This is a genomic window from Micromonospora sp. WMMD708, assembly GCF_049315245.1.
Taxonomy (GTDB): Bacteria; Actinomycetota; Actinomycetes; order Mycobacteriales; family Micromonosporaceae; genus Micromonospora; species Micromonospora wenchangensis.
The window spans coordinates 2,620,584-2,644,482 of sequence record NZ_CP186060.1; the positions used below are offsets into that span (position 1 = coordinate 2,620,584).

The 23,899-nt window shown below is 72.8% G+C and carries 16 protein-coding genes; 11 read left to right on the forward strand and 5 right to left on the reverse strand.

What is annotated here, in order from left to right:
* Window positions 1–3: 3 nt before the first annotated feature.
* Both ACN260_RS11495 and ACN260_RS11500 read right to left on the reverse strand, forming a co-directional pair.
* Window positions 4–2,439: a M14 family metallopeptidase gene (locus ACN260_RS11495; RefSeq protein ID WP_422755951.1), complete on the reverse strand. Its 2,436-nt coding sequence runs from the start codon at window positions 2,437–2,439 to the stop codon at window positions 4–6.
* A 366-nt stretch (window positions 2,440–2,805) separates the two neighbouring features.
* Window positions 2,806–4,038 (reverse strand): PucR family transcriptional regulator, encoded by a 1,233-nt coding sequence (locus ACN260_RS11500; RefSeq protein ID WP_422755952.1) that lies wholly within the window; start codon window positions 4,036–4,038, stop codon window positions 2,806–2,808.
* Between the two features lie 222 nt (window positions 4,039–4,260).
* Here ACN260_RS11500 and ACN260_RS11505 point away from each other — a divergent pair, with 222 nt between their 5' ends.
* The 11 genes from ACN260_RS11505 to ACN260_RS11555 all read left to right on the forward strand — a co-directional run bounded on the left by ACN260_RS11505 (window position 4,261) and on the right by ACN260_RS11555 (window position 20,381).
* Window positions 4,261–5,178 carry a dihydrodipicolinate synthase family protein gene (locus tag ACN260_RS11505; RefSeq protein ID WP_422755953.1) on the forward strand — a complete coding sequence of 306 codons (918 nt, stop codon included), beginning with the start codon at window positions 4,261–4,263 and terminating at the stop codon, window positions 5,176–5,178.
* Window positions 5,179–5,378: 200 nt separating this feature from the next.
* Window positions 5,379–7,424, forward strand: coding sequence for a M6 family metalloprotease domain-containing protein (locus tag ACN260_RS11510; RefSeq protein WP_422755954.1), 2,046 nt, complete (start codon window positions 5,379–5,381; stop codon window positions 7,422–7,424).
* A 77-nt stretch (window positions 7,425–7,501) separates the two neighbouring features.
* Window positions 7,502–7,954 (forward strand): hypothetical protein, encoded by a 453-nt coding sequence (locus ACN260_RS11515; protein ID WP_422755955.1) that lies wholly within the window; start codon window positions 7,502–7,504, stop codon window positions 7,952–7,954.
* Window positions 7,951–8,562, forward strand: a complete 612-nt coding sequence (locus ACN260_RS11520) for a TlpA family protein disulfide reductase (protein ID WP_422755956.1) — start codon at window positions 7,951–7,953, stop codon at window positions 8,560–8,562. Before ACN260_RS11515 ends, ACN260_RS11520 begins: the two co-directional genes overlap by 4 nt.
* 449 nt (window positions 8,563–9,011) lie before the next feature.
* Window positions 9,012–10,124: a sugar phosphate isomerase/epimerase family protein gene (locus tag ACN260_RS11525; RefSeq protein WP_422755957.1), complete on the forward strand. Its 1,113-nt coding sequence runs from the start codon at window positions 9,012–9,014 to the stop codon at window positions 10,122–10,124.
* A 398-nt stretch (window positions 10,125–10,522) separates the two neighbouring features.
* Window positions 10,523–13,741 carry a ThuA domain-containing protein gene (locus tag ACN260_RS11530; protein WP_422755958.1) on the forward strand — a complete coding sequence of 1,073 codons (3,219 nt, stop codon included), beginning with the start codon at window positions 10,523–10,525 and terminating at the stop codon, window positions 13,739–13,741.
* Between the two features lie 239 nt (window positions 13,742–13,980).
* Window positions 13,981–15,261 carry a glycosyltransferase family 4 protein gene (locus ACN260_RS11535; protein WP_422755959.1) on the forward strand — a complete coding sequence of 427 codons (1,281 nt, stop codon included), beginning with the start codon at window positions 13,981–13,983 and terminating at the stop codon, window positions 15,259–15,261.
* A gap of 76 nt (window positions 15,262–15,337) precedes the next feature.
* Window positions 15,338–16,837, forward strand: a complete 1,500-nt coding sequence (locus tag ACN260_RS11540) for an O-antigen ligase family protein (RefSeq protein ID WP_422755960.1) — start codon at window positions 15,338–15,340, stop codon at window positions 16,835–16,837.
* An 11-nt stretch (window positions 16,838–16,848) separates the two neighbouring features.
* The gene (locus ACN260_RS11545; RefSeq protein ID WP_422755961.1) at window positions 16,849–17,922 is read left to right on the forward strand and encodes a Wzz/FepE/Etk N-terminal domain-containing protein; all 1,074 of its coding nucleotides are present in this window, start codon (window positions 16,849–16,851) and stop codon (window positions 17,920–17,922) included.
* Between the two features lie 6 nt (window positions 17,923–17,928).
* Window positions 17,929–19,539 (forward strand): oligosaccharide flippase family protein, encoded by a 1,611-nt coding sequence (locus tag ACN260_RS11550; RefSeq protein ID WP_422755962.1) that lies wholly within the window; start codon window positions 17,929–17,931, stop codon window positions 19,537–19,539.
* Window positions 19,536–20,381 carry a sulfotransferase family protein gene (locus ACN260_RS11555; protein ID WP_422755963.1) on the forward strand — a complete coding sequence of 282 codons (846 nt, stop codon included), beginning with the start codon at window positions 19,536–19,538 and terminating at the stop codon, window positions 20,379–20,381. The genes ACN260_RS11550 and ACN260_RS11555 overlap by 4 nt, the downstream gene beginning before the upstream one ends.
* Before the next feature lie 167 nt (window positions 20,382–20,548).
* On the opposite strand, the gene ACN260_RS11560 is transcribed toward ACN260_RS11555, so the two are convergent.
* The 3 genes from ACN260_RS11560 to ACN260_RS11570 are packed head-to-tail and all read right to left on the reverse strand — an operon-like array spanning window position 20,549 to window position 23,797.
* The gene (locus ACN260_RS11560; protein ID WP_422755964.1) at window positions 20,549–22,066 is read right to left on the reverse strand and encodes a hypothetical protein; all 1,518 of its coding nucleotides are present in this window, start codon (window positions 22,064–22,066) and stop codon (window positions 20,549–20,551) included.
* A complete protein-coding gene (locus ACN260_RS11565) occupies window positions 22,063–22,869 on the reverse strand; it encodes a sulfotransferase family protein (protein WP_422755965.1) in 807 nt (268 codons plus the stop codon). Before ACN260_RS11565 ends, ACN260_RS11560 begins: the two co-directional genes overlap by 4 nt.
* Window positions 22,862–23,797, reverse strand: a complete 936-nt coding sequence (locus tag ACN260_RS11570; protein ID WP_422755966.1) for a hypothetical protein — start codon at window positions 23,795–23,797, stop codon at window positions 22,862–22,864. Before ACN260_RS11570 ends, ACN260_RS11565 begins: the two co-directional genes overlap by 8 nt.
* Between the last annotated feature and the right edge of the window lie 102 nt (window positions 23,798–23,899).

Consider the following 23,899-nt stretch of genomic DNA (forward strand, 5'->3'; position numbering starts at 1 on the left):
CCGTCAGCCGGTGGGCAGGGTCGCCCAGCCCCGGTTGAAGGTCAGGCTGTCGTCGTCCGGCCGGTAGTTGCGTTCGATGTTGCCGGCGGCGTCCACCGAGAACCAGTGGATCTTGGTGCCGACCGGGACGGTCAGCGTCTCGGCCCCCTCCCGGATGCCCGCCGAGGCGTACAGGGTGGATGCGAACGTCGGCTTGCTGCCGTCGAGGGTGTAGAACACCGCCGCCGGTTCGCTGACGTCGAACCGGACGCTCACCGCGCCCTCGGTGGCGCTCGGCGTGACCGACAGGGTGCTGGTCGGGCGCTTGCGGTCCTTGTCGTAGTCCCGGGCCACCCGCAGCAGCTCGACCAGGCCGTTGCTGAACTCCATGGTCTCCTCGTGCGCCTCCTCCCAGGTCGGCTGGAAGCTGGTGCCGACCTCGAAGTTCCAGGCGTAGATGCCGTACCTGTACCACAGCATGTCACCGGAGTTGCCTGCCGCCGAGTACAGCACGTCGGAGATCGGGCCGGTCCGGGCCGGGGTGACCGCCGTGTTGCGGTGCCGCTTGATCGCGGTGAGGATGCGCGACGACGCGCCCCAGAAGAACGACTCCTCGGCCAGCGTCGGCCGGGGCGCGGAGATCCGGCCCGGAGTGGCGTACGCGCCCGGCGACCACATGAAGTAGTTGCCGGAGGAGTGCAGGTTCATCGAGAACTTCATGTTCGGCCGCTGGGCCAGCCAGTCGACGTTGCGGTTCTCCGGCTCGGACAGCTCACCCGGCCCCGCGTAGGTGTCGCTGGTGCAGCTCGACGACGCCCCCGAGTAGCCGTCGAAGAGGCTGTACTCGGTGTAGTTGCGGTTGTTGTCCACCCCCCACGAGTTACGGGCCAGCGCGTCGGTGGCGCCGCCCGGGGCACAGTGGTTGGTCATGTTGCGCCGCTGCGAGGCGTAGTCGTAGAACGAGTAGTGCCCGCCGTCCGGGTTGATCGACGGCACGATCCAGATGTCCAGGGTGCGCAGCAGCTGCTTGGTGTTCTCGTCGGTGGCGTGGTTGCGCAGCAGCCGCTCGGCGGTCTCGATGGTCACCAGCGGCGGGACCCACTCGCGGGCGTGCTCCTGGGCGTAGGCGAGCACCCCGGTGCGGGAGCCGTCGCGGTACTTGCCGATCCGGATCGCGTACACCGGGTGCGGGTCGCGGGAGACCCCGGCCGGCGCCTTGAGGTTGTCCGACAGCGGCGTCGCCGCGACCGGCGCGACCACCCCGGCCCCGGCGTCCCCCCGATAGGTGTACGCCCTGACCAGCGCACCCGCCTCGGCGGTCAGTGCCGCGGCGACCTGGGCGGCGGTGCTGGTCACCGCCCCGGCGGCGTCGGTGGCCAGGCTGACCCGGACGGCCTTGCCGGTCACCGTGACCGTGAGCGGCCGGTCGGCCGCGCCCGGGTCGGCCAGCTCGACGGTGATGTCGTTGCCACCCTCGTGCCCCCAGGCGAGCGAGTCGACCGCGACCCGGGTGGCGTTGGTCCCACCGAGCACCACCTGCGCCTTACGCCGGTACCCGTTGGTCTGGTACGGCAGCTTCACCACCTCGGCGAGCTGAGGGTACGCGTCGGCCAACCGCTTGATCCGGTCGTACAGCTCGGTCGGGGTCAGGTAGCTGGTGACGAAGTCCTTCTGGTAGCCGGGGCCCTCCGGGCTGTCGGCCGGGATCGGCAGCCACTCCTTCACCTCGGCGACCGCCACGTCCCCGGTGGGGCTGGTGATCTGGATGCGCTGCGGCCGGGCGGTGACGGCGGCGGCACCCCGGTGGTAGAGGTAGACCCCGGCGTCGACGAACCGGGTGATGTTCTGGGTGCCGCCGGAGCCGATCTCGGTGCCGGGGCCGCTGTCCCGCGCCACGGTCAACGTACTGGTGGAGGTCTGCCCCTGGGCCCACTTCGCCTCCACCGAGAGCACCTGGTTGGTGCCGGAGGTGTAGTAGTCGGCCCGGATGATCTTCACGTCGGAGGTGGCGGCGCTGCGTTCCAGGGTCGCCGTGTACGCCCGGTTCTCGGCCCGGTGGGCGGCGATCGTGGCGTCCCGCTCGCTGATCCGCTGCGCGGAGTCGTCGGCGTCGTGCAGCACCGCGCCGACCCGGTAGCCCATCCGCTTCAGCGCGGCGGCCTCGGTGGGGGTGACCACGGCGTGCACCACGATGCCCGCCTCGGTGGGCGTGACGTGGTGGTCGAGGTCGACACCGGTGGCGACCAGCGCGTCGAGCTGGGCGGTGCCGTCGACCGTCACCTCCACCACGTCGGCCTGCTCGTCGGCGGAGCGTTCGAGCACGGCCGGGGCGTCGGCCTCCCGGTCGGCCGGCGCGGCGGTGCCGGCCGTGGCCGGGCCGGCGAGCAGCAGCAACGCCACGCCGGCAGCCGTCGCGGCGGGTAACCGCCGCCACCGGCGGGGGAGTGCGGAACGGGACATCTCGGGCCACCTTTCCTGGGGGTGCGAGACCGGGCGACGGCGCGCGGCGGCGCCCGCCGTCGGGCGGGTGCGGAACGGGGAGGTCGGACGCCGACAGTCGGGCGAGGGCGGCCGAGTCGCGACGTCGACCCGCCGACGGCGGGGGACACGGGTGTCTCCCGGACGCACGGGGCGACGGACCGGCGCCGATCCGGTCTGCGGCGGACGTGTGGGCGTACCTGGTTACGGTCGGTCGTGGGGGCCTTGCCGATCGGTGCGCCCATCCTGGCCGTACCCGCTCGGATCTGTCAATGATCTGTCCGGACGGACACGGGCTGTCACAGCGGGTGTCCTCTCCCGACGGTCGACGCGGGAACCCACGACGGCTCAGGACGCCGACCGGTAGTGGCCGGTGAGCCGGCCCAGCTTCATCGCCAGGTGCAGGCACAACCGCTCGTTGCCGTCCTTGAGGTCGGTGTCGGCGAGCTGCTCGACCCGTTGCAGCCGGTAGTAGAGGGTGGTCCGGTGCAGCCGCAGCTTCTCGGCGGTGGCGTGGGCGTTGCCGGCCAGGTCGAGGTACGCCTCCAGGGTCTCCAGCAGCACCTGGTGGGCGTCGTCGCGCAGCAGCCGCTCCAACCCGGGATGCACCCCGGCGACGTCGAGGTCCCGACCGTCGAGCTGCGACAACACCCGGTAGATGCCCAGCCCGGCCCAGGAGACCACCGGACCCAGCGCCGGCAGTTGCACGCCCACCCGGGCCGCCTGCACCGCCTCCCGGTAGGACTGCACCGCGTCGACCAGCCCGGGGCGGGGCTGGCCGATCCCGGTCACCGTCCGCTCCACCGAGGACAGCCCCCGGGTCGCCTGGCGCAGCACCTCGTCGAGATGCCCGGCGGCGGCCTGCGGGGTGGGCCGGCCGGCGATCCGGCCGCCGCAGATCAGCAGCACCCCGTGGTCGGGCCACACCATGTGCAGCGACTCCCGGACGCCGAGCCACCGGCGGGTCGCCACCAGCGCCTGCTCCAGCGCGATCCGGGCCACCTCGTCGGGGTGCCGCCCGTCGGCGGGGGCGAGCTGGGCGACCACCGCCGTGGTGGGGCCGTCCCCGGCGACGGTGCCCTCCTCCAGCAGCGCCCGGACGGCGTGCGCACGCGCCTGCGGACTCTCCACCAGCAGCGTCCTGGTGGCCTCGGACTCCCGCTGCGAGGCCAGCTCACCGAGCAGGTTCTCCCGGTAGAGGGCCAGCGACAGGTCGGTGAACGCGCCGGTCGCGGTGGCGATGTCGGCGTCGGTCATCGACCCGTCGTCGTCGATGAACCAGACGAAGCCCAGCAGCAGGTCGTCGTGCCAGATCGGCACGCAGACCCGGGGGAGCAGGTCGAGATCGACGTCGGCCGGGGTACGCACCGGCCCACGGGCGGTGAGCACGCCCATCCGGCGGAACCAGGCGATCACCTCCGGGGTGGTCTGCCGGCGCAGGATCGACATCCGGCGTACCTCGTCCATCGGACCATCGTGTTCGCTGTAGACGACCACCCGCTGCCGCCGGTCCTCGATGAGGGCGGGACGCCCCACCCGGGCGGCGACGGCGTCGACTATGCGCTGAAGCTCACCGTGCATGGATCTCCCCTGGTTGGCTGCGCGGCAGGGGGTGCGACAGCCGGTGCCCTACCCTGTGCGGCCGGTGGGCCTGTGCGCAAGGTCCACCGGGGATCTACCGACAAAAGGACGGCCCCCGCGGCGACTGTTCCGGCAATTGTCCGAAGCACCGTGGTGATCGACGATCGTAAGGTTCCGGTGCGGTGGGCAGCGGGCCGCCGGCGCGCAGGAGGGAACGCCCGAGTGACAGCTGGTAGGCCCTGGCGGGGGGTGCTGGTCGCCGTCACCACGCCGTTCCGCGACGACCTCGGCGTCGACTTCGACCGTCTCCAGGAGCACGTGCGCTGGCTGGCCGAGGCGGGCTGCCACGGGGTGACCCCGTGCGCGTCGGTGGGGGAGTACCGGGCGCTGTCCGACGACGAGCGGGCCGACGTGGTGCGGGCCACCGTGCAGGCCGCCCCGCCGGGCTGCGCGGTGCTGCCCGGCGTCGGCGGGTACGGCAGCCGGCAGTCCCGCCGCTGGGCGGAGCAGGCCGCCGCCGCCGGGGCGCACGGGGTGCTGGCCCCGCCCCCGGACGGCTATCCCGCAGGCGACACCGACGTGGTCGCCCACTACCGGGAGGTGACCGCCGTCGGCCTGCCGGTGGTGGCGCACAACGACCCGTACGAGACCCGGGTGGACCTCACCCCGGAGCTGCTGGCCCGGGTCGCCGAGACCGACGGGATCGTCGCGGTCGAGGAGTTCTCCGGCGACGTACGGCGGGTGCACCGGATCCGGGACCTCTGCCCGCACGTGGACGTGCTGGCCGGCGCGGACGACGTGCTGCTGGAACTGGTGCTGTGCGGGGCCCGGGGCTGGGTGTCCGGCCTGTCCAACGCGCTGCCCCGACCGGCCCTGCGCCTGTACGACCTGTGCGCCGCCGGTGACCTGGCCCGCGCGTTGCCGCTCTACGCCGAACTGCACCCGGTCTTCGGCTGGGGCTCCCGGCCGGAGGCGGTGCAGGCGATCAAACTGGCGATGGACTGCGCCGGGCGGTTCGGTGGCCGGTGCCGACCGCCGCGCGGTCCGCTGCCGCCGCCGGCCGCCGCCCGGCTGCGCCGGGACCTGGTCCGGGCCCTGTCGGTCACCGTCGATCCGGTCACCGACGGTCGTCCCCGCTGAACCCGGCGGCCGGACGTGACCCGCCGCCGGTCCTTCAGGTGTCGGAAGCCGCCGGGCCACCTGCCGACATCTGCACGGTGACCCGCCCCGGCCCGTCCTCCTAGATTCGCTGCGCGGCCCGGTGCGCGGGCGTCCCGGCAGCCACCCCACGCCGACCCCGGTCACCGGCGGCCGCGTCCCTCCCGACGAGAGGTGAACCCGTGCACCGTGCTCCCCGCAACACCCCCCGACTGCGGCGTCGCGTACTGGCCGCGGTCCTGGCCGGCACGCTCGTGGTGACCGCCGCGACGCAGGCCGCCGCGGCCCCGGCCAACCCGGCCGGCGGCACCGCCCCGTTCCAGGTCCTCGACCCGCAGGCCTGGCAGAACCCCGACACCATGACCTGGGACGACTATCAGGCGGTGCCCGGCAAGAACTGGGCCGACCCGAGCGTGCGGGGCTCGATCCGCAACTTCAAGATCGCCCTGGTCGCGCTCGACTATCCGGACCAGACGTTCGCGGTGTCCCAACGGGCCCGCTCGACGGTCTTCGGCAACCCCCAGTCGGTCGCGGCCAACATCCCCCGCGCCGACGTGCCGAAGTTCTACCAGGACTTCCTCAACACCCCGAACACCCTGAACAAGGGGCACACCCTGCACGAGTACTGGATGCAGGACTCCAACGGGCGCTACGGCGTGGACCTGGCCGGCTTCGGGCCGTACCAACTGCCGGCGAAGTCCTACCAGTACGGGCTGGACAACAGCTTCAACCCCGGGGCCTGCCCGAGCGGGGACGCCTGCAACAAGAACATCCGCACCGACGGGCTGGGCGCGTGGCGGGCGGCGGTCGGTGACGAGGTCGCCAACCAGTACGAGCTGGTGTTCATCCTCAGCGCCGGGCAGGACGAGTCGTCCACCTGGCAGGAGTTCGGGCAGATGATCTTCCAGAACAAGGAGGACGTGCCGGACTCCTGGGGTCCACCGGACCCGAACCTGCCCAACTGGGCGAAGACCCGCTACGTGGAGTGGACCTCCTGGAAGGCGGCGGCGACGCTGTGGCCCAACGCCGGTGGCGGCTCCTCCACCCAGGGGGAGAGTTCCGGCATGGGGGTGTACGCCCACGAGTTGACCCACCTGCTCGGCATCGGCGACAACTACAACAACCCGTACGGCGAGCCGTTACGCCGGGCGTACACCGGCATCTGGAGCATGATGTCGCGCGGGTCGTTCAACGGACCCGGTGGCCCGCACACCCGCTGGCAGATCCCGCCGACCAACGGCGGCTCGATGGGCTCGCTGCACACGGTGCGGGACAAGCTCAAGATCGGCCTGCTCGGTGAGGAGCACGTGCTGCGGCTGTCCCGGGAGGCGCTGGCCTCGTCCGGAATGGTCACCGCCCAGGTGACCGCCCGCGCGGTCGACGCCGGCCCGAAGGGGCTGACCGGGGTGAACATCGCCCTGAACAAGGACCTCTCGCCGGCCTGCACGGTGGCCACGAACCCGCTGTGCGACGGCGGGAGCTTCAACAACTACACCGTCGAGGTCGTCGACCGGATGGGGGCGGACTCGTTCACCCCGGACCGGGGCGTGCTGCTGAGCAAGACCAAGAACGCCGACAGCGCGCCGTTCCAGTGGGTGGTGGACGCCAACCCGCAGGACATCGACATGATCGACTTCTACCGGCCGGACGGCACCCCGCAGAAGATCACCATGGGTGACTACCGGCAGCTCTCCGACGCGCTGTTCCACGCCGGGGCGGACACCGGCAGCCAGTACGAGTACGTCGACGAGGCCAACCGGCTGCACTTCTACGTCATCGACCTCAAGCGGGACGCGGCCGGCTCGCTGTCGTACACGGTGGCGGTGCGGTCGCTGGACGGCACCGGGGGGCCGAGCACCCACGGCGTGACCCTGGGCAAGGGCGAGGTGACCAGCACCGGCAAGCCCACCAACCGGGGCGTGACCTGCTCGTTCGAGCTGACCAACAGCGGCACGTACTCCGCCGGCGGCCAGCAGCACCCGGAGGACGCGACCGCGTACCTGAAGTCGGACGTCTACCGGCTCTCGGCGGAGGTGGCCGGCAAGGGCTGGCGGACCTGGCTGCCCAACCGGCTGGCCACCGCCCAGTTCGGCAAGTCCACCACCGTCCGGGTGTCGGTGGGGGCCACCGCGGCCGCGGCGGACACCGGCTTCGTCAAGCTCACCGCGACCTCGGAGAGCGACCCGTCGAAGACGGTGACCAGGCAGTGCCGGGTGGAGAAGTCCTGACCGGAATCGACCGACGCCGTGGGTCCGTGGTGGCGCAGGCCGCCACGGACCCACGGCACGGGTGGGGAGGAGACCACGTGCGGCTGACCACGAGCGCCCGCCACGGCGTCGGCGCGCTGGCGATCCTGCTGCTGGCCGGGGCCGCCGGCTGCGGTGGCCCCGACGCCGGACCGGAGGCGGTCACCCCGACCACCGTCCGGGTCCTGGTCCGCGACATCAACATCCGGGCCGAGGGCGTGGACTGCGCCGGCACCGGACCGTACCTCTACTTCCACCACAAGGCGCCGTTCCGGGTGCTCGACCCCGACGGGGCGGCCCTGGTCACCGGGACGCTGCCGGCGGGCACGGCGGTGGCCGCCTTCGACGAGGACCTCGAGGTGGAACGGGTGCCCACCTACTGCGAGTTCGCGGTGCCGGTGCAGGTGCCGCGGCGCGCCGGGTACCGGCTGGAGGTGGCCGGCCGGCCGGCGCTCGACCTGACCCCGGACACCAGTGAGGGCCCGGCGCTGGTCGCGGTGGTGCCGGCGTGACCGGGGCCGGTCACCGTGGTGCCGGCGTGCGGCGGCTGCTCGCCGGGCTGCTGGCGGTGCTGGTGCTGGCCGGCTGCACCGACCGACCGGTCGACCCGCCCGCACCGGCGGCGCTCGCCGGGGGCGCCGCGACGTTGCCCGGACCGGTCCCCGCCGCCCTCGCGCTGCGCCCGCCGCCCGGCGGCGCACCGGCCGCCCCGGCGTTCACCGGCGGGCTGACCGACGGCACCCCGCTCACCGCCGCCCGGCTCTGGGCCGACCGCCCGGTGGTGTTCACCTTCTTCAGTTCCTGGTGCACCACCTGCGCCGACCGGCAGGACGCGCTGAGCGAGCTGGCCCGCCGGCACCGGGACCGGGTGGTCTTCGTCGGGGTGGCCGGCGCCGACCAGGCCGACGAGTTGCAGGACTACCTGCGGACGCACCGGGTGGAGTATCCCGTCGTGGTGGACGAGCAGCAGACCGTCTGGCGGTCGTACGCGGTGCGTGAGCCACCGGCCGTGGTGCTGGTCGCCAAGGGCGGCGCGTTGCTGCGCGGCTGGCCGGGCGGCCTGGACGCGGCGGCGCTGGAGCAGCGGCTCGGTGAGCTGGTGCTGGCCGGTCCCGGGTAGCGGGCCGGGCCACCGCACGGCGGACCGACGCTCCGGTCGATGGTGGAGCGGCGGTGGCGACGCGACGGGCGTGGTGTCGATTCGATTGCGGTCGACCCCGCGCCCCCGCGTCGCTTCCGCCTGTCCGCGTCCCGTCGCCGTCGGTGTTCGTGCTGGTGAGGGACGGGGGATCGACCGGGGAGCCGATGGTGGGCGACCGTTCGGGCATCGGTTTCGACCATCAGGAACTTTTGTTCTCGCGAACAAAAGTTTCTCCGCCGGAGGTCTATCTTTAGCCGTCGGCCACCGTTAGTGTCCGGTTCACAGACGTAACACGGTTGACATCCCCCCTTGACCGAGCAGTCATCCACCGGGCCACGCGTATTCGGCGGCGCAGGTCCTTCGAACTCTCCCAGCAGGACTCGCACGTCTCAGTGGCCCACCAGGGCCACCCTCGAAAGGTGGAACTTGTGAACGAGGATCAGCGCCGCATGGCCTCCGACCCCCAGTACCGCACCCAGGTCACCCGCCGTAAGCTGCTGGCCGCGTCGGCCGGCGCCGCCGCCGTGCTCGGCGCGGCCGGCCTGCCGGTGCTCCAGACCAAGGGCCCGGCCCGCGCGGACGGCAAGTGGCAGGTCGACCCGCTCATCCCGGCGCAGAACCGGGGCATCATCCTCTACAGCGTCCGGGACCGCATCTCCGCCGCCCCCGACGACAGCGGCGTGCCCTACGGCTTCGAGCGGGTGCTCGCCAGCCTGGCCGAGATGGGCTACAAGGAGATCGAGTTCGCCGGCTACAACCAGCACACCTCGATCCTGGGCCGGCAGATCACCCCGACCGAGATCCGCAAGATCCTGGACGACAACGGGCTGGTCGCCAACGGCACCCACACGTCGATCCGGGCGGACACGTTCCAGCAGCAGCTGGACATCGCCGAGGAACTCGGCATGAAGAACATCGGCACCGGCAGCGACCCGACCAACAGCGCCTACCAGTCCGACTGGGACGCCGCGGCCGACCTGTGGAACGAGCTGGGCCGGCAGGCCAAGGAGCGCAAGATGCGCCTCTACACCCACAACCACGACGTGGCCTACTCGTTCCTGCTCGACAGCGGCCCGCTGGACGCCAACGGCAAGCCGACCCGGTCCTCCGGCGTGCGCCGGCTGGAGTACTTCTTCGCCAAGACCGACCCGAAGTACGTCTTCTTCGAGTGCGACATCTACTGGGCGTACGTGGCCCGGTTCAAGCACACCAAGTACACCAACTCGGCCGGCCAGGAGAAGACCTCGCTGTTCGACCCGATCCTGAACGTGGCCCGGCGCACCAAGCGCTTCCCGCTGTTCCACGCCAAGGACGGCAACCGCAACTCCGCGCTGGCCAACGGCTACGAGATGATCCCGCTCGGTGAGGGCGACATCAACTTCCAGCAGTTCTTCCAGACCATCGGCGAGTCCGACTTCCACCACGCCAACTGGGAGATGGACACCGCCCCCGGCGGTGCCGCCAACCCGGGCCAGTCGCTGGACTTCGCCCGGCTCAGCTACGCCAACATGGCCGACCTGACCATCTACCACCAGAGCTGACCCGCCCGGCGGCCCGCAGCCGCCCGCGCACCGACCGGCGGTCGCACCACCGCCGGCGGCACCGGCGGTGGCGGTCGCGTCCCCCCGACGCGACCGCCACCTGCCGGGCCCGCCCCCAGGAGTCCGGGCCGCCCGGCGGCCCCGGACACCACCGGGCGTACCGCCCCGGCGGGCCCTCCCACCACGTGACCTCTTCCGACCCGTGACCCCGGGCCGCGCTGCCGCGCGCCCCCGGCACGGGCCCTGACCGTACGCAGCTCCCCGGTCGGCGAACCGCACGGGGCCGGGACGGCGTCGTCCCGTCCCCACCGGAGAGCGAGACGCAGCACCGCACCACCCGGGTGGCCCCGGCACCCGCCCGGAGCAGGCAGCACATCGTCCCCCACCGGAGGAACCAGATGGCAAGATCGGTACACCGATGGCTCGCCGCGATCGCAGGGGTCGGGATCGTCGTCCCGCTCGCCGCGACCGCTCCAGCGTTGGCCCAGCCGGCCCAGGACCCGACGAGCGTCCTGGTGTTCACCAAGACCGACGGTGAGCGTCACCCGTCGATCGACAAGGGCGTCAACGCGATCCGCACCCTGGGCAAGGGCAACGGCTTCACCGTCGACGTCACCCAGAACTCGACCGCCTTCTCCGACGACAACCTCGCCAGCTACGGCGCGGTCGTCTTCCTCAACACCACCGGCGACGTGCTCAACAGCGGCCAGGAGGCGGCCTTCGAGCGCTACATCCGCGGCGGTGGTGGCTACCTCGGCGTGCACGCCGCGGTCGAGGCCGAGCCGTCGTGGACGTTCTACCGCGACATCGTCGGCACCACCGCCGCCGGCACGGCGTCGAGCGGGCCGGGGCTCATCGACGTGGCCGACCGGGCACACCCGGCGAGCAAGCCGCTCGCCCGGCAGCTCACCCTCGACGACCAGTGGTACAACTTCACCACCAACGTCCGGGGCACCGCGCACGTGCTGGCCACGGTGGACGAGAAGACGTTCACCGGCGGCACCATGGGCTACGACCACCCGATCTCCTGGTGCAAGGACTTCCAGGGCGGCCGGTCGTTCTACACCGGACTCGGCGACTCCGCCGACACGTACGCCAACTCCGCGTTCCGTAAGCACCTGCTCGGCGCGATCCAGTGGTCGGCCGGCATGGTCCAGGGCGACTGCGGCGCCACCGTCAAGGCCAACTACGAGAAGGTCATCCTCAACGACGAGCCGGGCGAGCCGATGACCCTGTCGGTGCTGCCCGACGGTCGGGTGCTGCACAACACCCGGGCCGGCGAGATCCGCCTCTACGACCCGAAGACCGGCGCGAGCCCGGTCATCACCACCATCCCGGTGTACCAGCACGACGAGGACGGCCTCCAGTCGGTCACCGTCGGTCCGGACTTCGCCACCGACAAGTGGGTGTACGTCTACTACGCGCCCAAGCTCGACACCCCGATCACCGACGCACCGGTGACCAGCACCGACCCGAACGCGTGGGACGTCTACAAGGGACACAACCAGCTCTCCCGGTTCAAGTGGGTCGAGGAGCCGACGCCGCACCTGGACCTGGCCAGCGAGCAGAAGATCATGAAGGTCGACACCGACCGGGGTGTCTGCTGCCACGTCGCCGGTGAGATCAAGTTCGACGGCAAGGGGCTGCTCTACCTGGTCACCGGTGACGACACCAACGCCGGTGGCTCGGACGGCTTCACCCCGATCAACGAGTCGCCGACCCAGGGGCCGGGCTACGACGCCCAGCGGTCCGCCGGCAACACCAACGACCTGCGGGGCAAGGTACTGCGGATCAAGGTGAAGGCCGACGGGTCGTACAGCATCCCGGCCGGCAACCTGTTCCCCGAGGCCGAGGACCGCGACGACAAGACCCGCCCGGAGATCTTCCTGATGGGTCTGCGCAACCCGTTCCGCTTCGACGTGGACTCCCGGGGCTTCGTCTACATCGGCGACTACTCGCCGGACTCGCAGGTGCCGAACGCGGCCCGGGGACCGGAGGGCACCGGCCGGTGGATCGCCGCCAACAAGGCCGGCAACTACGGCTGGCCGTACTGCTACTCGCCGACCCTGCCGTACATCGACTACGACTTCGTCACCAAGCAGTCCAAGGGCGCGTTCAACTGCGCCGCGCCCGTGAACGACTCGCCGCGCAACACCGGCCTTCGGGTCCTCCCGCCGGTGCAGGACCCGCAGCTCAACTACACCTTCCGCGCCACCACCACCTGCGCCGAGGCGTACCTGAGCACCCCGCCCGGCACCTGTGAGTTCCAGTGGCCGGTGCTCGGCACCGGTGGCGTCGGCCCGATGGGCGGCCCGGTCTACAAGTACGACGCCGCGCTGGACTCCGCGACCAAGTTCCCGGAGTACTACCACGACGCGGTGGTCTTCGGGGAGTTCACCCGGGACAAGATCTTCATGATGCGCACCAACGGCAGCGGCAAGCTGGTCGGGGTGGAGCAGTTCCTGCCGGGCTTCGTCTTCGACAACCCGATGGACATGGAGTTCGGCCCGGACGGCAACCTCTACCTGCTGGAGTACGGCGACGGCTTCTTCCGGGCCAACCCGGACGCCGCGCTGTCGGTGATCCGCTACGCCAAGGGCACCCGGGCGCCGGTGGCGGAGCTGAAGGCCACCCCGACCTCCGGTGCGGCGCCGCTGACCGTGCAGTTCTCCGCCGAGGGCTCCTACGACGCGGACCCGGGCGAGACCATCACCTACGCCTGGGACTTCGACGGCAACGGCACCACCGACTCGACCGACCGGGACGCGTCGCACACCTACACCACCGTCGGGGTGTTCACCGCAAAGCTGACCGTCACCGACTCCAGCGGCAAGACGGCGGTGCTCACCCGCGAGATCACCGTGGGCAACACCGCGCCCACCGTGAAGGTCACCTCGCCGCTGTCGGGCACCTTCTTCAACTGGGGTGACACCGTGCCGTGGACGGTCACCGTGACCGACCCCGAGGACGGCCCGATCGACTGCAGCCGGGTCACGGTCTCCTTCGTGCTCGGCCACGACACCCACGGCCACGGCATGAGCGACGCCAACGGCTGCTCGGGCTCGTTCGAGACCCCGGCCGACGGCGCCGACCACGCCGGTGGCTACCTGTACGGCGCGATCAGCGCCACCTACACCGACAAGGGCGCCAACGGCCAGCCGGCGCTGTCCTCGCTCGACCAGATCGTCCTGCAGACCTTCCGGCAGCAGGCCGAGTTCGCCCAGGTCCAGCAGGGCGTCACCCTGGCCAACACCACCGACGCCGGTGGCGGCCAGCACGTGGCCGGCATCGACAACGGTGACCACATCGCGCTCGACCCGATCAACCTGGGCGGGATCGACAAGATCACCTTCCGGTACGCCGGTGGCTCCACGGCCACCGCCGGAACCCCGCGCGGCATCGTCGAGCTGCGGCTCGACTCGCCGACCGGTGAGCTGGTGACCAGCGCGACGCTCAACGCGACCACCGGCACCAGCGCCTGGGCCAGCCAGACCTTCCCGGTCAGCCAGGCGGCCGGCACCCACGCGCTCTACCTGGTCTTCAAGCCCGTCTCCGGCGGACCCACGACCAGCCTGTTCAACCTCAACTGGGTGGAGTTCGGCGGCCCGACCTCCTGACGTCACCCTCCGGTCGCCGGGAGGACGGAGACTCCGTCCTCCCGGCGGCATTTCGGCACCGGGCGGTCACCGGCGGTCGACCGGTCGGTACCGCGGGTGTCCGACCTGGCCGGCCACCGCCGGTGGCCGGTCAGGTCTGACTGACCGGCCAGTGGCCGACCGGACGTCGATGATCTAGCGTCCCGTGCGCCGGGGGCCCGCGCCACCGCCCCGGTGGTCAGCGAAAACGAGGGGGGACAGTGCCGTTCCGTAACGATGCCGTCGACCGGGGGGAACAGCTGCGCCCCGACCGCACGCAGCCGAGCCCGACCCGCCCGCCGGCCTGGCGTCCCCTGCGGGTGGCGATGATCGGCCAGAAGGGCGTGCCGGCCACCTACGGGGGGATCGAACGGCACGTCGAGGAGATGGCCAGCCGGCTGGCCGGACTCGGCCACGAGGTGACCGTCTACTGCCGGGACAGCTACGGCGCGGTGGAGGCGACCCGGCACCGGGGCATCCGGCTGCGGCGGGCCCGTACCGTGCCCAGCAAGCACCTCGACGCCATCGTGCACTCGGCCACCTCGACGCTGGCGGCGCTGACCGAGCGCCCCGACATCGTGCACTACCACGGCCTCGGCCCGGTGCTGACCGCGCCGCTGGCCCGCTACGCCTCCCGCGCCCGGGTGGTGCTCACCGTGCACGGGCTGGACAACCAGCGCGACAAGTGGGGCCGGGCGGCGCGGGCCGTGCTCGGCACCGCGTACCGGCTCAGCGGTCACCTGCCCGACGCCCGGGTGACCGTGTCCCGGGGACTCGCGGCCCACTACACCAGCCGGTTCGGCCGGCCCGCCCGCTACATTCCCAACGGCGTGGCCGCCCCCACCCACCGGCCGCCGGGCGAGCTGTCCCGCTTCGGCCTGCACCCCGGCGGATACCTGCTGCTGGTCGGCCGGCTCGTGCCCGAGAAGGCCGCCGACCTGCTGGTGCGGGCGTTCCGACGACTCCCCACCGACCTGCGGCTGGCCATCGTCGGCGGCTCCGCGTTCACTGACGGCTACGTCGCCCGGCTCCGCGAGGCCGCCGGTGACGATCCGCGCATCGTGTTCACCGACTTCGTCTACGGTGACGTGCTCGCCGAGCTGTACTCGCACGCCGCCGCCTTCGTCCAGCCGTCCCGCCTGGAGGGGTTGCCGCTGACCCTGCTGGAGGCCGCCTCGTACGGGCTGCCGGTGGTGGCCAGCGACATCGAACCCCACCGCGAGGTGCTCGACCGCGACGCGCCGGGGCAACGGCTGTTCCGTGACGGAGACGTCGACGACCTGCTGCGGGCGTTGGGCACGGTGACCGCCGACCTGCCGGCCGAGCGGGTCGGCGCGGCCCTGCTGCGCGACCGGGTGCTGGCCGAGTACAGCTGGGACGCCGCCGCCCGTGAGCTGGAGAGACTCTACTTCTCGCTGGCCCTGCGTGCCCCCCGTCCCGGGGAACCGGACGTTGGGTCGCCCACGGTCGACGTAACGGCCCATGTCCCGCGACCTCGGTGACCGTTAGATTAGGCCGTTCCTCCGGCCGTCGGCGGCGACCGGCAACAGTTCCCTGGAAACGAGTGGTCGGCGAGCGGTGGACGGACAGCGACACGGCACGGAGGGTGACCTCGCCCTGCCCGACGGTGGGCGGCGACGGTGGACCGCCGGTGATCCGACCGCCCGCCTGCTGACCGTCGGCGCGGCGCTGCTGTGCGCCGTGGTGGCGCTCGGCGTCGGCCTGACCGCGTCCGGTGGCGGCCGGGTCGGCGCGGTGCTGCCCCTGGTGGTCCTCGCCGGACTGGCCGTCGGGGTGCTCGCGCTCACCCGGTTCGCGGCGTACGTGCTGCTGATGCTGGCGGTCCGCTCCTGCGTCGACCTGTTCAAGCTCAGCGGCCCGACCGCCGGCCGGACCGACGGTGCCGGGGCGACCCGGGCGATGGACCCGTCGACGATCCTCGCGGTGCTGTTCCTGCTCGCCGCCGGCCTCTGGCTCGCCGCCCAGCTCCGTCAGCGGGGCCGGCTGCGTGGCTCGCCGCTCGGCGTGGCGATGCTGCTGGTCGGGGCCACCTGCCTGGTCAGCGCGGCCGGTGCCGCCCAGCCGGTGCCCAGCGCCCTGGAGGCGCTGCGGATCGGCACCGTGGTGGTGATGTTCGTGGTCCTGGAGCAGCTGATGCCGGACCTACCGGCCGTGCGTCGGGTGCTGCTCGCCGCGTACGCCTCGCTGGTGCTGGCGGTCGGCTACACGGCCGTGCTGTCCCTGCTCGGCCACCCACCGGCCGAGATCAAGGGGGACTTCACCCGGATCAGCGGCCCGTTCAGCCAGTCCACCACGTTCGGCCGCTACCTGATGTTCATGGTGATCTTCGGGTTCGGCATCCACCGCTACCTGAGCCGCCGGCTGCGGCTCGGCCTCGGTGTGCTGCTCGCCGCGTCGCTGCTGTTCCTGCTGCTCACCAACACCCGCAGCGCGATCCTCGGGGCGGGGCTGGGCCTGCTGGTGGTGGCGGTGCTGCACCGCAGCCGGCGGATGCTGGTGGCGCTCTGCCTGGTCACGGTGGCCGGGGTGGCGCTGCTGCCGAGCGTGGCGCACCGCTTCGGGCAGCTCGCCGACAGCAGCGCCGTCGGCGGTGGCCCGACCGGCAACACCCTCGCCTGGCGGGTCGGCTACTGGTCGGAGATCGTGTCGCTGGCCAACCGCAACCCGGTCACCGGCATCGGCCCCAACATGACCAAGTTCGAGGCCGACGAGGCGAAGAAGCCGCACAACGACTTCCTGCGCGCGTACGTGGAGACCGGGCTGGCCGGGCTGCTGGCGTACCTGGCGATGATGGCGCTGTGCCTGCACACCGGGCTGACCGCGCTGCGCCGCGCCCCACCGGGCACACTCGGCCGGGGCATCGCGGTCGGGTTCCTGGGCTGCGCGGTCGCCTTCGTCGCGGTCAGCGCGGCATCCAACGTGATCTCGAACGTGGTCACCCTGTGGTATTTCGCGGCGTTCGCCGCGGCAGCCGGCGCGGTCGCCCGGGGGCTACCGGCCGAGCCGTCCCGGGCGGCGACGCCCCGACCGGTGGCGACCGGGTGGCACAACCGATGAAGGACCGAGCAGTGGGGAGCAGCAGGGTGGAGATCGTCGACTATCTGCGGGTCGCGCGGCGTCGACTCTGGCTGCTGGTGGGCATTCCGCTGGTGGCCGGGGCGGCGGCCGCGCTGGTCGTGCTGCTCGGCCCGCAGCAGTACGCGGCCACCTCGTACGTCGCCGCGCCCGCCCTGGTCGGCGGCAGCGCCGCCCAGCAGTACACCGGCACCCAGGCGGCCAACCAGTTCGCGGCGGCCTTCGCCGCGGCGGTGACCTCCCCGCAGGTGGTCGACCAGGTGGCCGCCGACACCGGGGTCTCCGCCGACGCGCTGCGCGACGGCCTGGCGGTGAAGCAGGTCGGGGCGAGCAGCCAGCTCACCGTCACCTACACCACCGACGACCGGTCCACCGTCGCCTCGGTGCTCGCCGCGACCGGCAAGCGGGCCCTGGCCTTCCTGTTCGCCAGCCAGGTCGGCATCGCCACCGACGAGGTGAAGACGGCCACCGACGAGCTGACCACCGCCACCCGGGCGATCAACGACTGGGAGAAGACCAACAAGGTCAGCCAGCCTGACAAGCTCTACCAGTCGACCCTGCAGGAGATCGCCAGCCTGCGGCAGCAGCAGTTGCAGATGCAGGCGGTCGGCAACACCCGGGGCGCCAACGCCGCCGCCGAGTCGATCAGCGCCGGGCAGAAGCGGCTCGACGCGCTCGGCCCGAAGTTGCCCGACTACCAGGCGCTGCTCGCCCAACGCGACAGCGCCACCAGCGCGTTGGCCTCGGCCCGGCAGGGGCTGCAACAGGCCCGCGCCCAGTCCCAGGCCGCCGACCCGGAGAAGGTGACGAGCGTCGGCGAGGTGCAGCCGGTGTCCCGGGTCAAGGCGCTCGTCGCCCTGGTGCTGCCGGTGTCCGGTGCCGGCCTGCTGCTGGCCGTGCTGCTGGTGGCGGGGCTGGAGTGGCTGCCGCGCAGCCGTCGGGCCGGTCAGCAGCCGGCGGTCGGCCGGGCCGCCCCGGCACTGACCGGCGCACGGCGTGGCGGCGACGACACGGTGGTGCTGCCGGTCGTCACCTCGACCGTGCCCGAGCAGCACCGACGCCGGTAGGTGGCGGTGGCGCACGCGTCCGCGCAGGGCGACAGGCACGTCCGGGGGATGGCCCGCGGCGGCGGGCTCAACCTGCTCGGCGCCCTGCTCAGCCAGGCGGCGGTCTTCCTGATCATGCTGCTGCTGGCCCGGGTGCTGGGCATCCGGGAGGTCGGCCGGTACGCCCAGTGCTACGCGGTGCTGTCGCTGGCCGGGCTGCTGTCGCTGTCCGGGTTCCGGGCCGGCCTCACCCGGTTCGTCGCGGTGCACCTGGCCGACGACGACGCCCCGGCGCTGCGCGGCACCGTCCGGTTGGGACTGGCCGTCTCGGCCGGCTCGTCGGTCGTCCTCGCCGGGGCGTTGGCCTGGGGCGCACCCTGGCTGGCCGACCGGCTGCACGACCCGGGGCTGGTCACCGGGCTGCGGCTGGTCGCGTTGACCCTGCCCGCCTCGACGGTCTGCGAGGCGGCGCTGGCGGCGACCCGGGGCTGGCGGACCCAGCGGCCGTTCACCTTCATCGGCCAGCTCTACGAGCCGGGCACCCGGCTGCTGCTCACCGCGCTCGCCCTGGTCACCGGGGCCGGGCTGACCGGGGCGTTCTGGGCGCTGGTGGTGGCCGGCTGGTCGGCCGCCCTGCTCGCCCTGCTGGCGCTTGCCCGGCTGGTCCGCCGGGTGCCGCCGGCCCGCCCGGTGCACCGGCCGGGGGAGTTGTTCCGCTTCTCCACGGTCAGCTGGGTGTCGTCGCTGTCGTCGACCGGGCTGATCTGGGTCGACACCCTGCTGCTGGGCTTCTTCGCCAACCCGGACATCGGCGTCTACAACGTCGCCACCCGGCTGGTCACCGTCGCCATCTTCGTGCTCGCTCCGGTCAACGCGGCGTTCGGCCCGTACCTGGCGCACCTGCACCACCGGGGGGACCTCGACGACGTCCGCCGGGTCTACGCGGTGGCCACCGGCTGGGTGGTGCGGCTGTCGCTGCCGGCGTTCGTGGCGCTGCTGGTGCTCCCCGGCGACCTGCTGCGGGTCTTCGGCGGCGAGGTCGCCACCGGCGCGGCGGTGACCGTGGTCCTCGCCCTCGGCCAGCTGGTCAACGCGGCCACCGGCCCGTGCGGCACGGTGCTGAACATGTCCGGCCGGGTGGCCCTCAACATGGCCGACAACCTGGTCGCCCTGGTGCTCAACGTGCTGCTCAACCTGTGGCTCATCCCCGCGTACGGGATCGTCGGCGCGGCGGCGGCGTGGAGCGCCTCGCTGATCGTGGTCAACATCGCGCGGTTGGTGCAGGTCCGCCACCTGACCGGTGCGCTGCCGTTCACCGTCGGGATGGCCAAGGGGCTCGCCGCCGGAGCCGTCGCGCTGGCCGCCGGGCTGCTGGTGCGCTGGCTGGTGCCGGGCTGGCCGTGGCGGCCGGTCGCCGGGCTGGCCACGATCGTGGCGGTCTACCTGGGGGCCGTGCTGGCGCTGGGGCTCAGCCGGGAGGATCTGATGGTGCTGCGTACCCTGGCCCGCCGACGCCGCCGGGGCGGCCCGCCCGCCGCCGGGGACGCCCCGGAGGTCGAACCGTTTGACGACGCTCCGTTCCCCTCCGGGGTGGGCGGGGACGGCCGGGACACCGCCGGTCGGGCGGTGACGCGGTGAGCACGGGGCCGCGCCGGGCCACCGTGGACCGGCTGCGTCGGGTGGTACGCGGCACCCGCGCCTGGGGTCGGGCGGCGCTGCCCGGACGGGTCGGCGTGCTGCCCGACTTCCTGATCATCGGTGGGCAGCGGTGCGGCACCACCTCGCTGCACCACTACCTCGCCGCGCACCCCGACGTGCGGGCCGCCACCGGCAAGGAACTCCAGTTCTTCAGCCTGCACTTCGGGCGGGGGACCCGCTGGTACCGGGCGCACTTCCCACCGGCCGCCCCGGGCCGGCGCAGCTTCGAGGCCAGCCCCTACTACCTGTTCCACCCCAGCGTCCCGGCCCGGGTGGCGGCGACCCTGCCCGACGCCCGGTTCGTGGCGCTGCTGCGCGACCCGGTCGAGCGGGCCTACTCGCACTACCTGCACACCCGCTCGTACGGGCTGGAGCCGTTGGGCTTCGCCGAGGCGCTCGCCGCCGAACCGGGGCGGCTGGCCGGGGCGCTGGTCGACGGGCCGGACACCCCGGCGGCGCACCACGCGCTGCGCAACTTCTCCTACGCCGCCCGGGGCCGCTACGCCGAGCAGCTCGACCGCTGGTACGCCCACCTGCCCGCCGACCGGCTGCACGTGATCCGCAGCGAGGACCTGTACGCCGACCCGGCCGGCACGTACGCGGGGGTGCTGCGCTTCCTCGGGCTGGCCCCGTTCACCCCGGCGGAGTTCGCCCGGCACACCCGCCGCACGGACACCGGCCCGTCGCAGCTCACCGCCGAGCTGCGGGCCGAACTGGCCGCCGGGTTCGCCCCGCACAACGCCCGCCTGGCGGACCTGCTCGGCTGGTCGCGTACCTGGTGAGCGGGCGGCACACCTCCCGTTGCCAGGGTGAATGCCGCCGCGCCAGCGGGACCATGAACAGATTGCGATTATGTAGACGACACGCCGAGATCAGTGCACCGAATCGCAATGTGATCATGGGAGCCCGACCGCACCTCTCACCGCAGCGGGTGCGGCGGGGGAGCCGGTCAGCGGATCGGGGCGAGGACCGCGTCCGGGGTGCCGGTGGCGCGCACCAGCACCGGGCTCGGCCCGATCGGCAGCGTACCCGCGCGGGCGGCCGGGTCGGCACCGACCGGGCCCCCGGTCACCCCGCCCGTGGCCGGCAACGACACGGTGCCGGTGGAGGTCGACCACACCACCAGCGTGCTCTCCGCGCCACGGCGGAACGCCACCCCGGTCAGCCCCTTGGCGTTCACCGGCTCGACCGTCGCGTCCCGCGCCGCCGCCGCCAGGGCGGCCATCATCGCCCCGGCCTGCCGTTGGGTGCCGTCCGGGTCGAGCAGCCCGTAGCGGACCTCCGCGCCGGCCCGGTTGTTCGGGTTGTACGCCAGCGGCAGCCAGAGCACCTCGCGGACGCCCCCGGCGACCAGCATGCTGACCACCTTGACCATCTCGTCGCCCCGGCCCGCTGCGTCGTCGCCGCCGTCCTTCCAGAACTGGCCGACCTCCCACGCCTGCACCGGAACCCCGGCCGGGGTTTCCGCCCGCAGGTAGTCCAGCAGCGCCGGTACCCCGGAGAAGTGTTCGTAGAAGTGCAGCTGCCGGACGTCGACCACCCGGTCGTCGAGCAGTTTCTCGGTGACCGCGAGGTAGGCCAGGTTGCGGGAGTTCTGCGCGTTGTCCAGCGCCGCCCGCAATGCCGCCGGGTCGTTCACCGCCGGGATCAGCCGACCCCGGGTGCCGATCCGCCGCTGGAAGTACGCCTGGTAGGCGGCGACGGCCTGGTCCGGTTGACCGACCCGCAGCAGCCGGTCGGCGACCCCCATCCCGTACGCGACGCTGCTCATGCCCGAGTCGACCACCTTGGCCTGCGGGTCGGCCCCGCGGATCGCCTCGGCGGCGGCGGTGACCAGCCGGCGGTAGTCCTCGGGGCTGCCCGCCCAGTACTGCTGCGCGTTGACCTCGTTCTCGATGGCGTACTCGCGGACCCCGTACGGGGCGTACCGCTGCACCAGCGTGCGGACGAAGTTCTGGTAGGCGGCGAGATCCTGCGGCATCGCCGACTCGGTCTTGTTGGCCTGGCCCCGGGTGAACTTCGCCGTCCCGCCGGTCGCCCAGCACACCCCGGTACGGATCTTCAGGTGCAGGGTGATGCCGAGCTTTCGGCTGCGTTCGGCGATCTGGTCCACCGCCGAGAAGTCCGGGCTGCCCTGGGTCTTCTCGATGTCACACCAGCTCAGCTCGTGGTACGTCGCCGAGCCGGAGAGCTTCTCCAGGTAGGGGACGAACTGGTCGTGCCGGGAGAAGTCCCAGTGCGCGCCGAACGGGTTGCGGACCGGTGCGCCGGCCGGCAGCGGCGTACCGCTGGCACCTGCCGACGGCCCGGTCACCGAGGGGGCGGGCCGGGGATCAGGGGCGGGATCGTCGGAACAGGCCGCCCCGGCGAGCAGGGCGACCGCCAGCACCCCGGCGAGCAGCGCCCGCCGTCCGATCCGACGGGCCGACGGACCCGGGGTCGCGCCGCCGCGCCGCACCCGGTTCACCGGTAGCCCAGTTCGCGCAGGGTGGCGCCGGAGAACACCCGGACCAGCACCCGCAGGAAGGGGTCCAGCTCGCGGCGGTAGGTGCCGACCCGCGAGCCGTAGATCGGGGCGTCGGTGCCGGCGGCGGCCCGCCGTCGCTGTGCCTCGGCGGTGTACTTGCCCGCCACGTCGTGCTGCTTGCCGTCGTAGTCGAGCACGCCAGCCTCCCAGGGTTCGCCGAGGAACTCGAACAGGCCCCGCATGGCCTTCTCCGGGTCGGTGACGGTCTCCTCGTAGCGCAGTTCGTGGTAGCGGTCGGCCGGCAGCCGGGCCCCGGCGGCGCGGGCGACGCGGATGTAGCGCGGCCACTTCACCACGCACTTCACCGCCGACCAGTAGCCGAACCGTTTGCGGTGCGACACCACCACGTCCCGGCCGTCCCGGATGACGTGTACGAACTGCGCGTCGGGGAAGACCTCGGCCAGGAAGTCGATGGACAGCGCGTACAGCGGGGTCTTGTCGGCCCAGCGGGTCTTGCCCCGGGACCTGGCGTAGTCGGCCTGGATGCCGCCGAAGAAGTCGGCGATGCGGCCCAGCCAGTACTCCCGGGGGAACCCGAACCGGGACAGCCGCTCCCAGTCCCGGCCGACGATGCGTTGCATGTCGGCCAGGAACCGGGTCTCCGGGCCGCAGCTCACCCGGGAGTGCGAGTCGAGCACCAGGCGCAGCATCGTGGTGCCGGAACGCTGGCAGCCGACCAGGAAGATCGGCCCCTGCGGCCGGTCCGGCCGGGCGTCGGGCAGCGGGGTCTGCGGTTCAGCCATGGTCCACCGCCTCCTGCCGGCCGGCCGCCGCGTCCAACCGGCCGGTCAGCCCGGTGCACAGCGCCCGCACCCGGGCGTCGATCTCCAGCCGGGGCCGCGCCGGGGTGCGCGCGCCGACGTGCGCGTGCAGCACCGGGTCGTACGGCAGGTCGAGGAAGGCGCACAGCCGCCGGGTGTACCCCGCCGGGTCGGCGACCAGCGCGTCGTACGAGCAGAGCAGGGTGTCCGGCCGGTCGGCCAGCCCGAGGGAGAAGTACAACGAGTTGCGCACGTACCAGAACAGGGCGGCGGCGGTGTGCGGGGTCATCCGGTCGTAGTCGAAGCCGGCCACCAGGTCCCGGGTCGGCGCGTCCAGGCGCTGCCCCTGCCAGCGGTCGGAGATGGTGCCGTCGGCGATGGCCCGCAGCGCCCGTAGGTTGGCGTCGCCGAACTTCGCCACCTCGGAGCGGGCCCGGTCGTCGACGTCCCGGTACGCCCACAGCGCCCGCCCCGGCGCGACCCCGGCCAGGTCGAGCAGCTCGTCCACCCGGTGCGTGTCGCACAGTGGCTTGACCAGCACGTAACGGTGCCGGCTGCGCCGGATGACGGCGGCCAGCACCGGGTCGGGGCGCAGCCGGAAGCGGTGGAACACGGCCCGGTCGTTCTCGTTGCGGACCTCCACCGACGGGTCGGCGTCCAGCCCCCGGGTCAGCATGTTGGTGCCGGAGCGTTGCAGCCCCACCAGGTAGACCGGGACGGCCCGGCCGGGCGGCCCGGGGTGGGCCCGTCGCCAGCGCCACTTCGCCAGCGCGGTGCGGGCCCGCTCGACCGGGTCGAGCCGGTCCTCCTCGATCAGCCGCCGGACGCCCTCGGTACGGGCCCAGCGCAGGTGCCGGCGGACCCGTCGGGCGGTGTACGCCAGCGCCGAGGGTTCGTCGGGGTGGGGCACCGGGTCCTCCTCGGGCACGTCGGGCGGGGTGGGGCACACGGTACCGGCAGATCATCGCGGCTGACCACGTGGCCGTGTGGTCAGCCGGCGATGGGCCGTGTG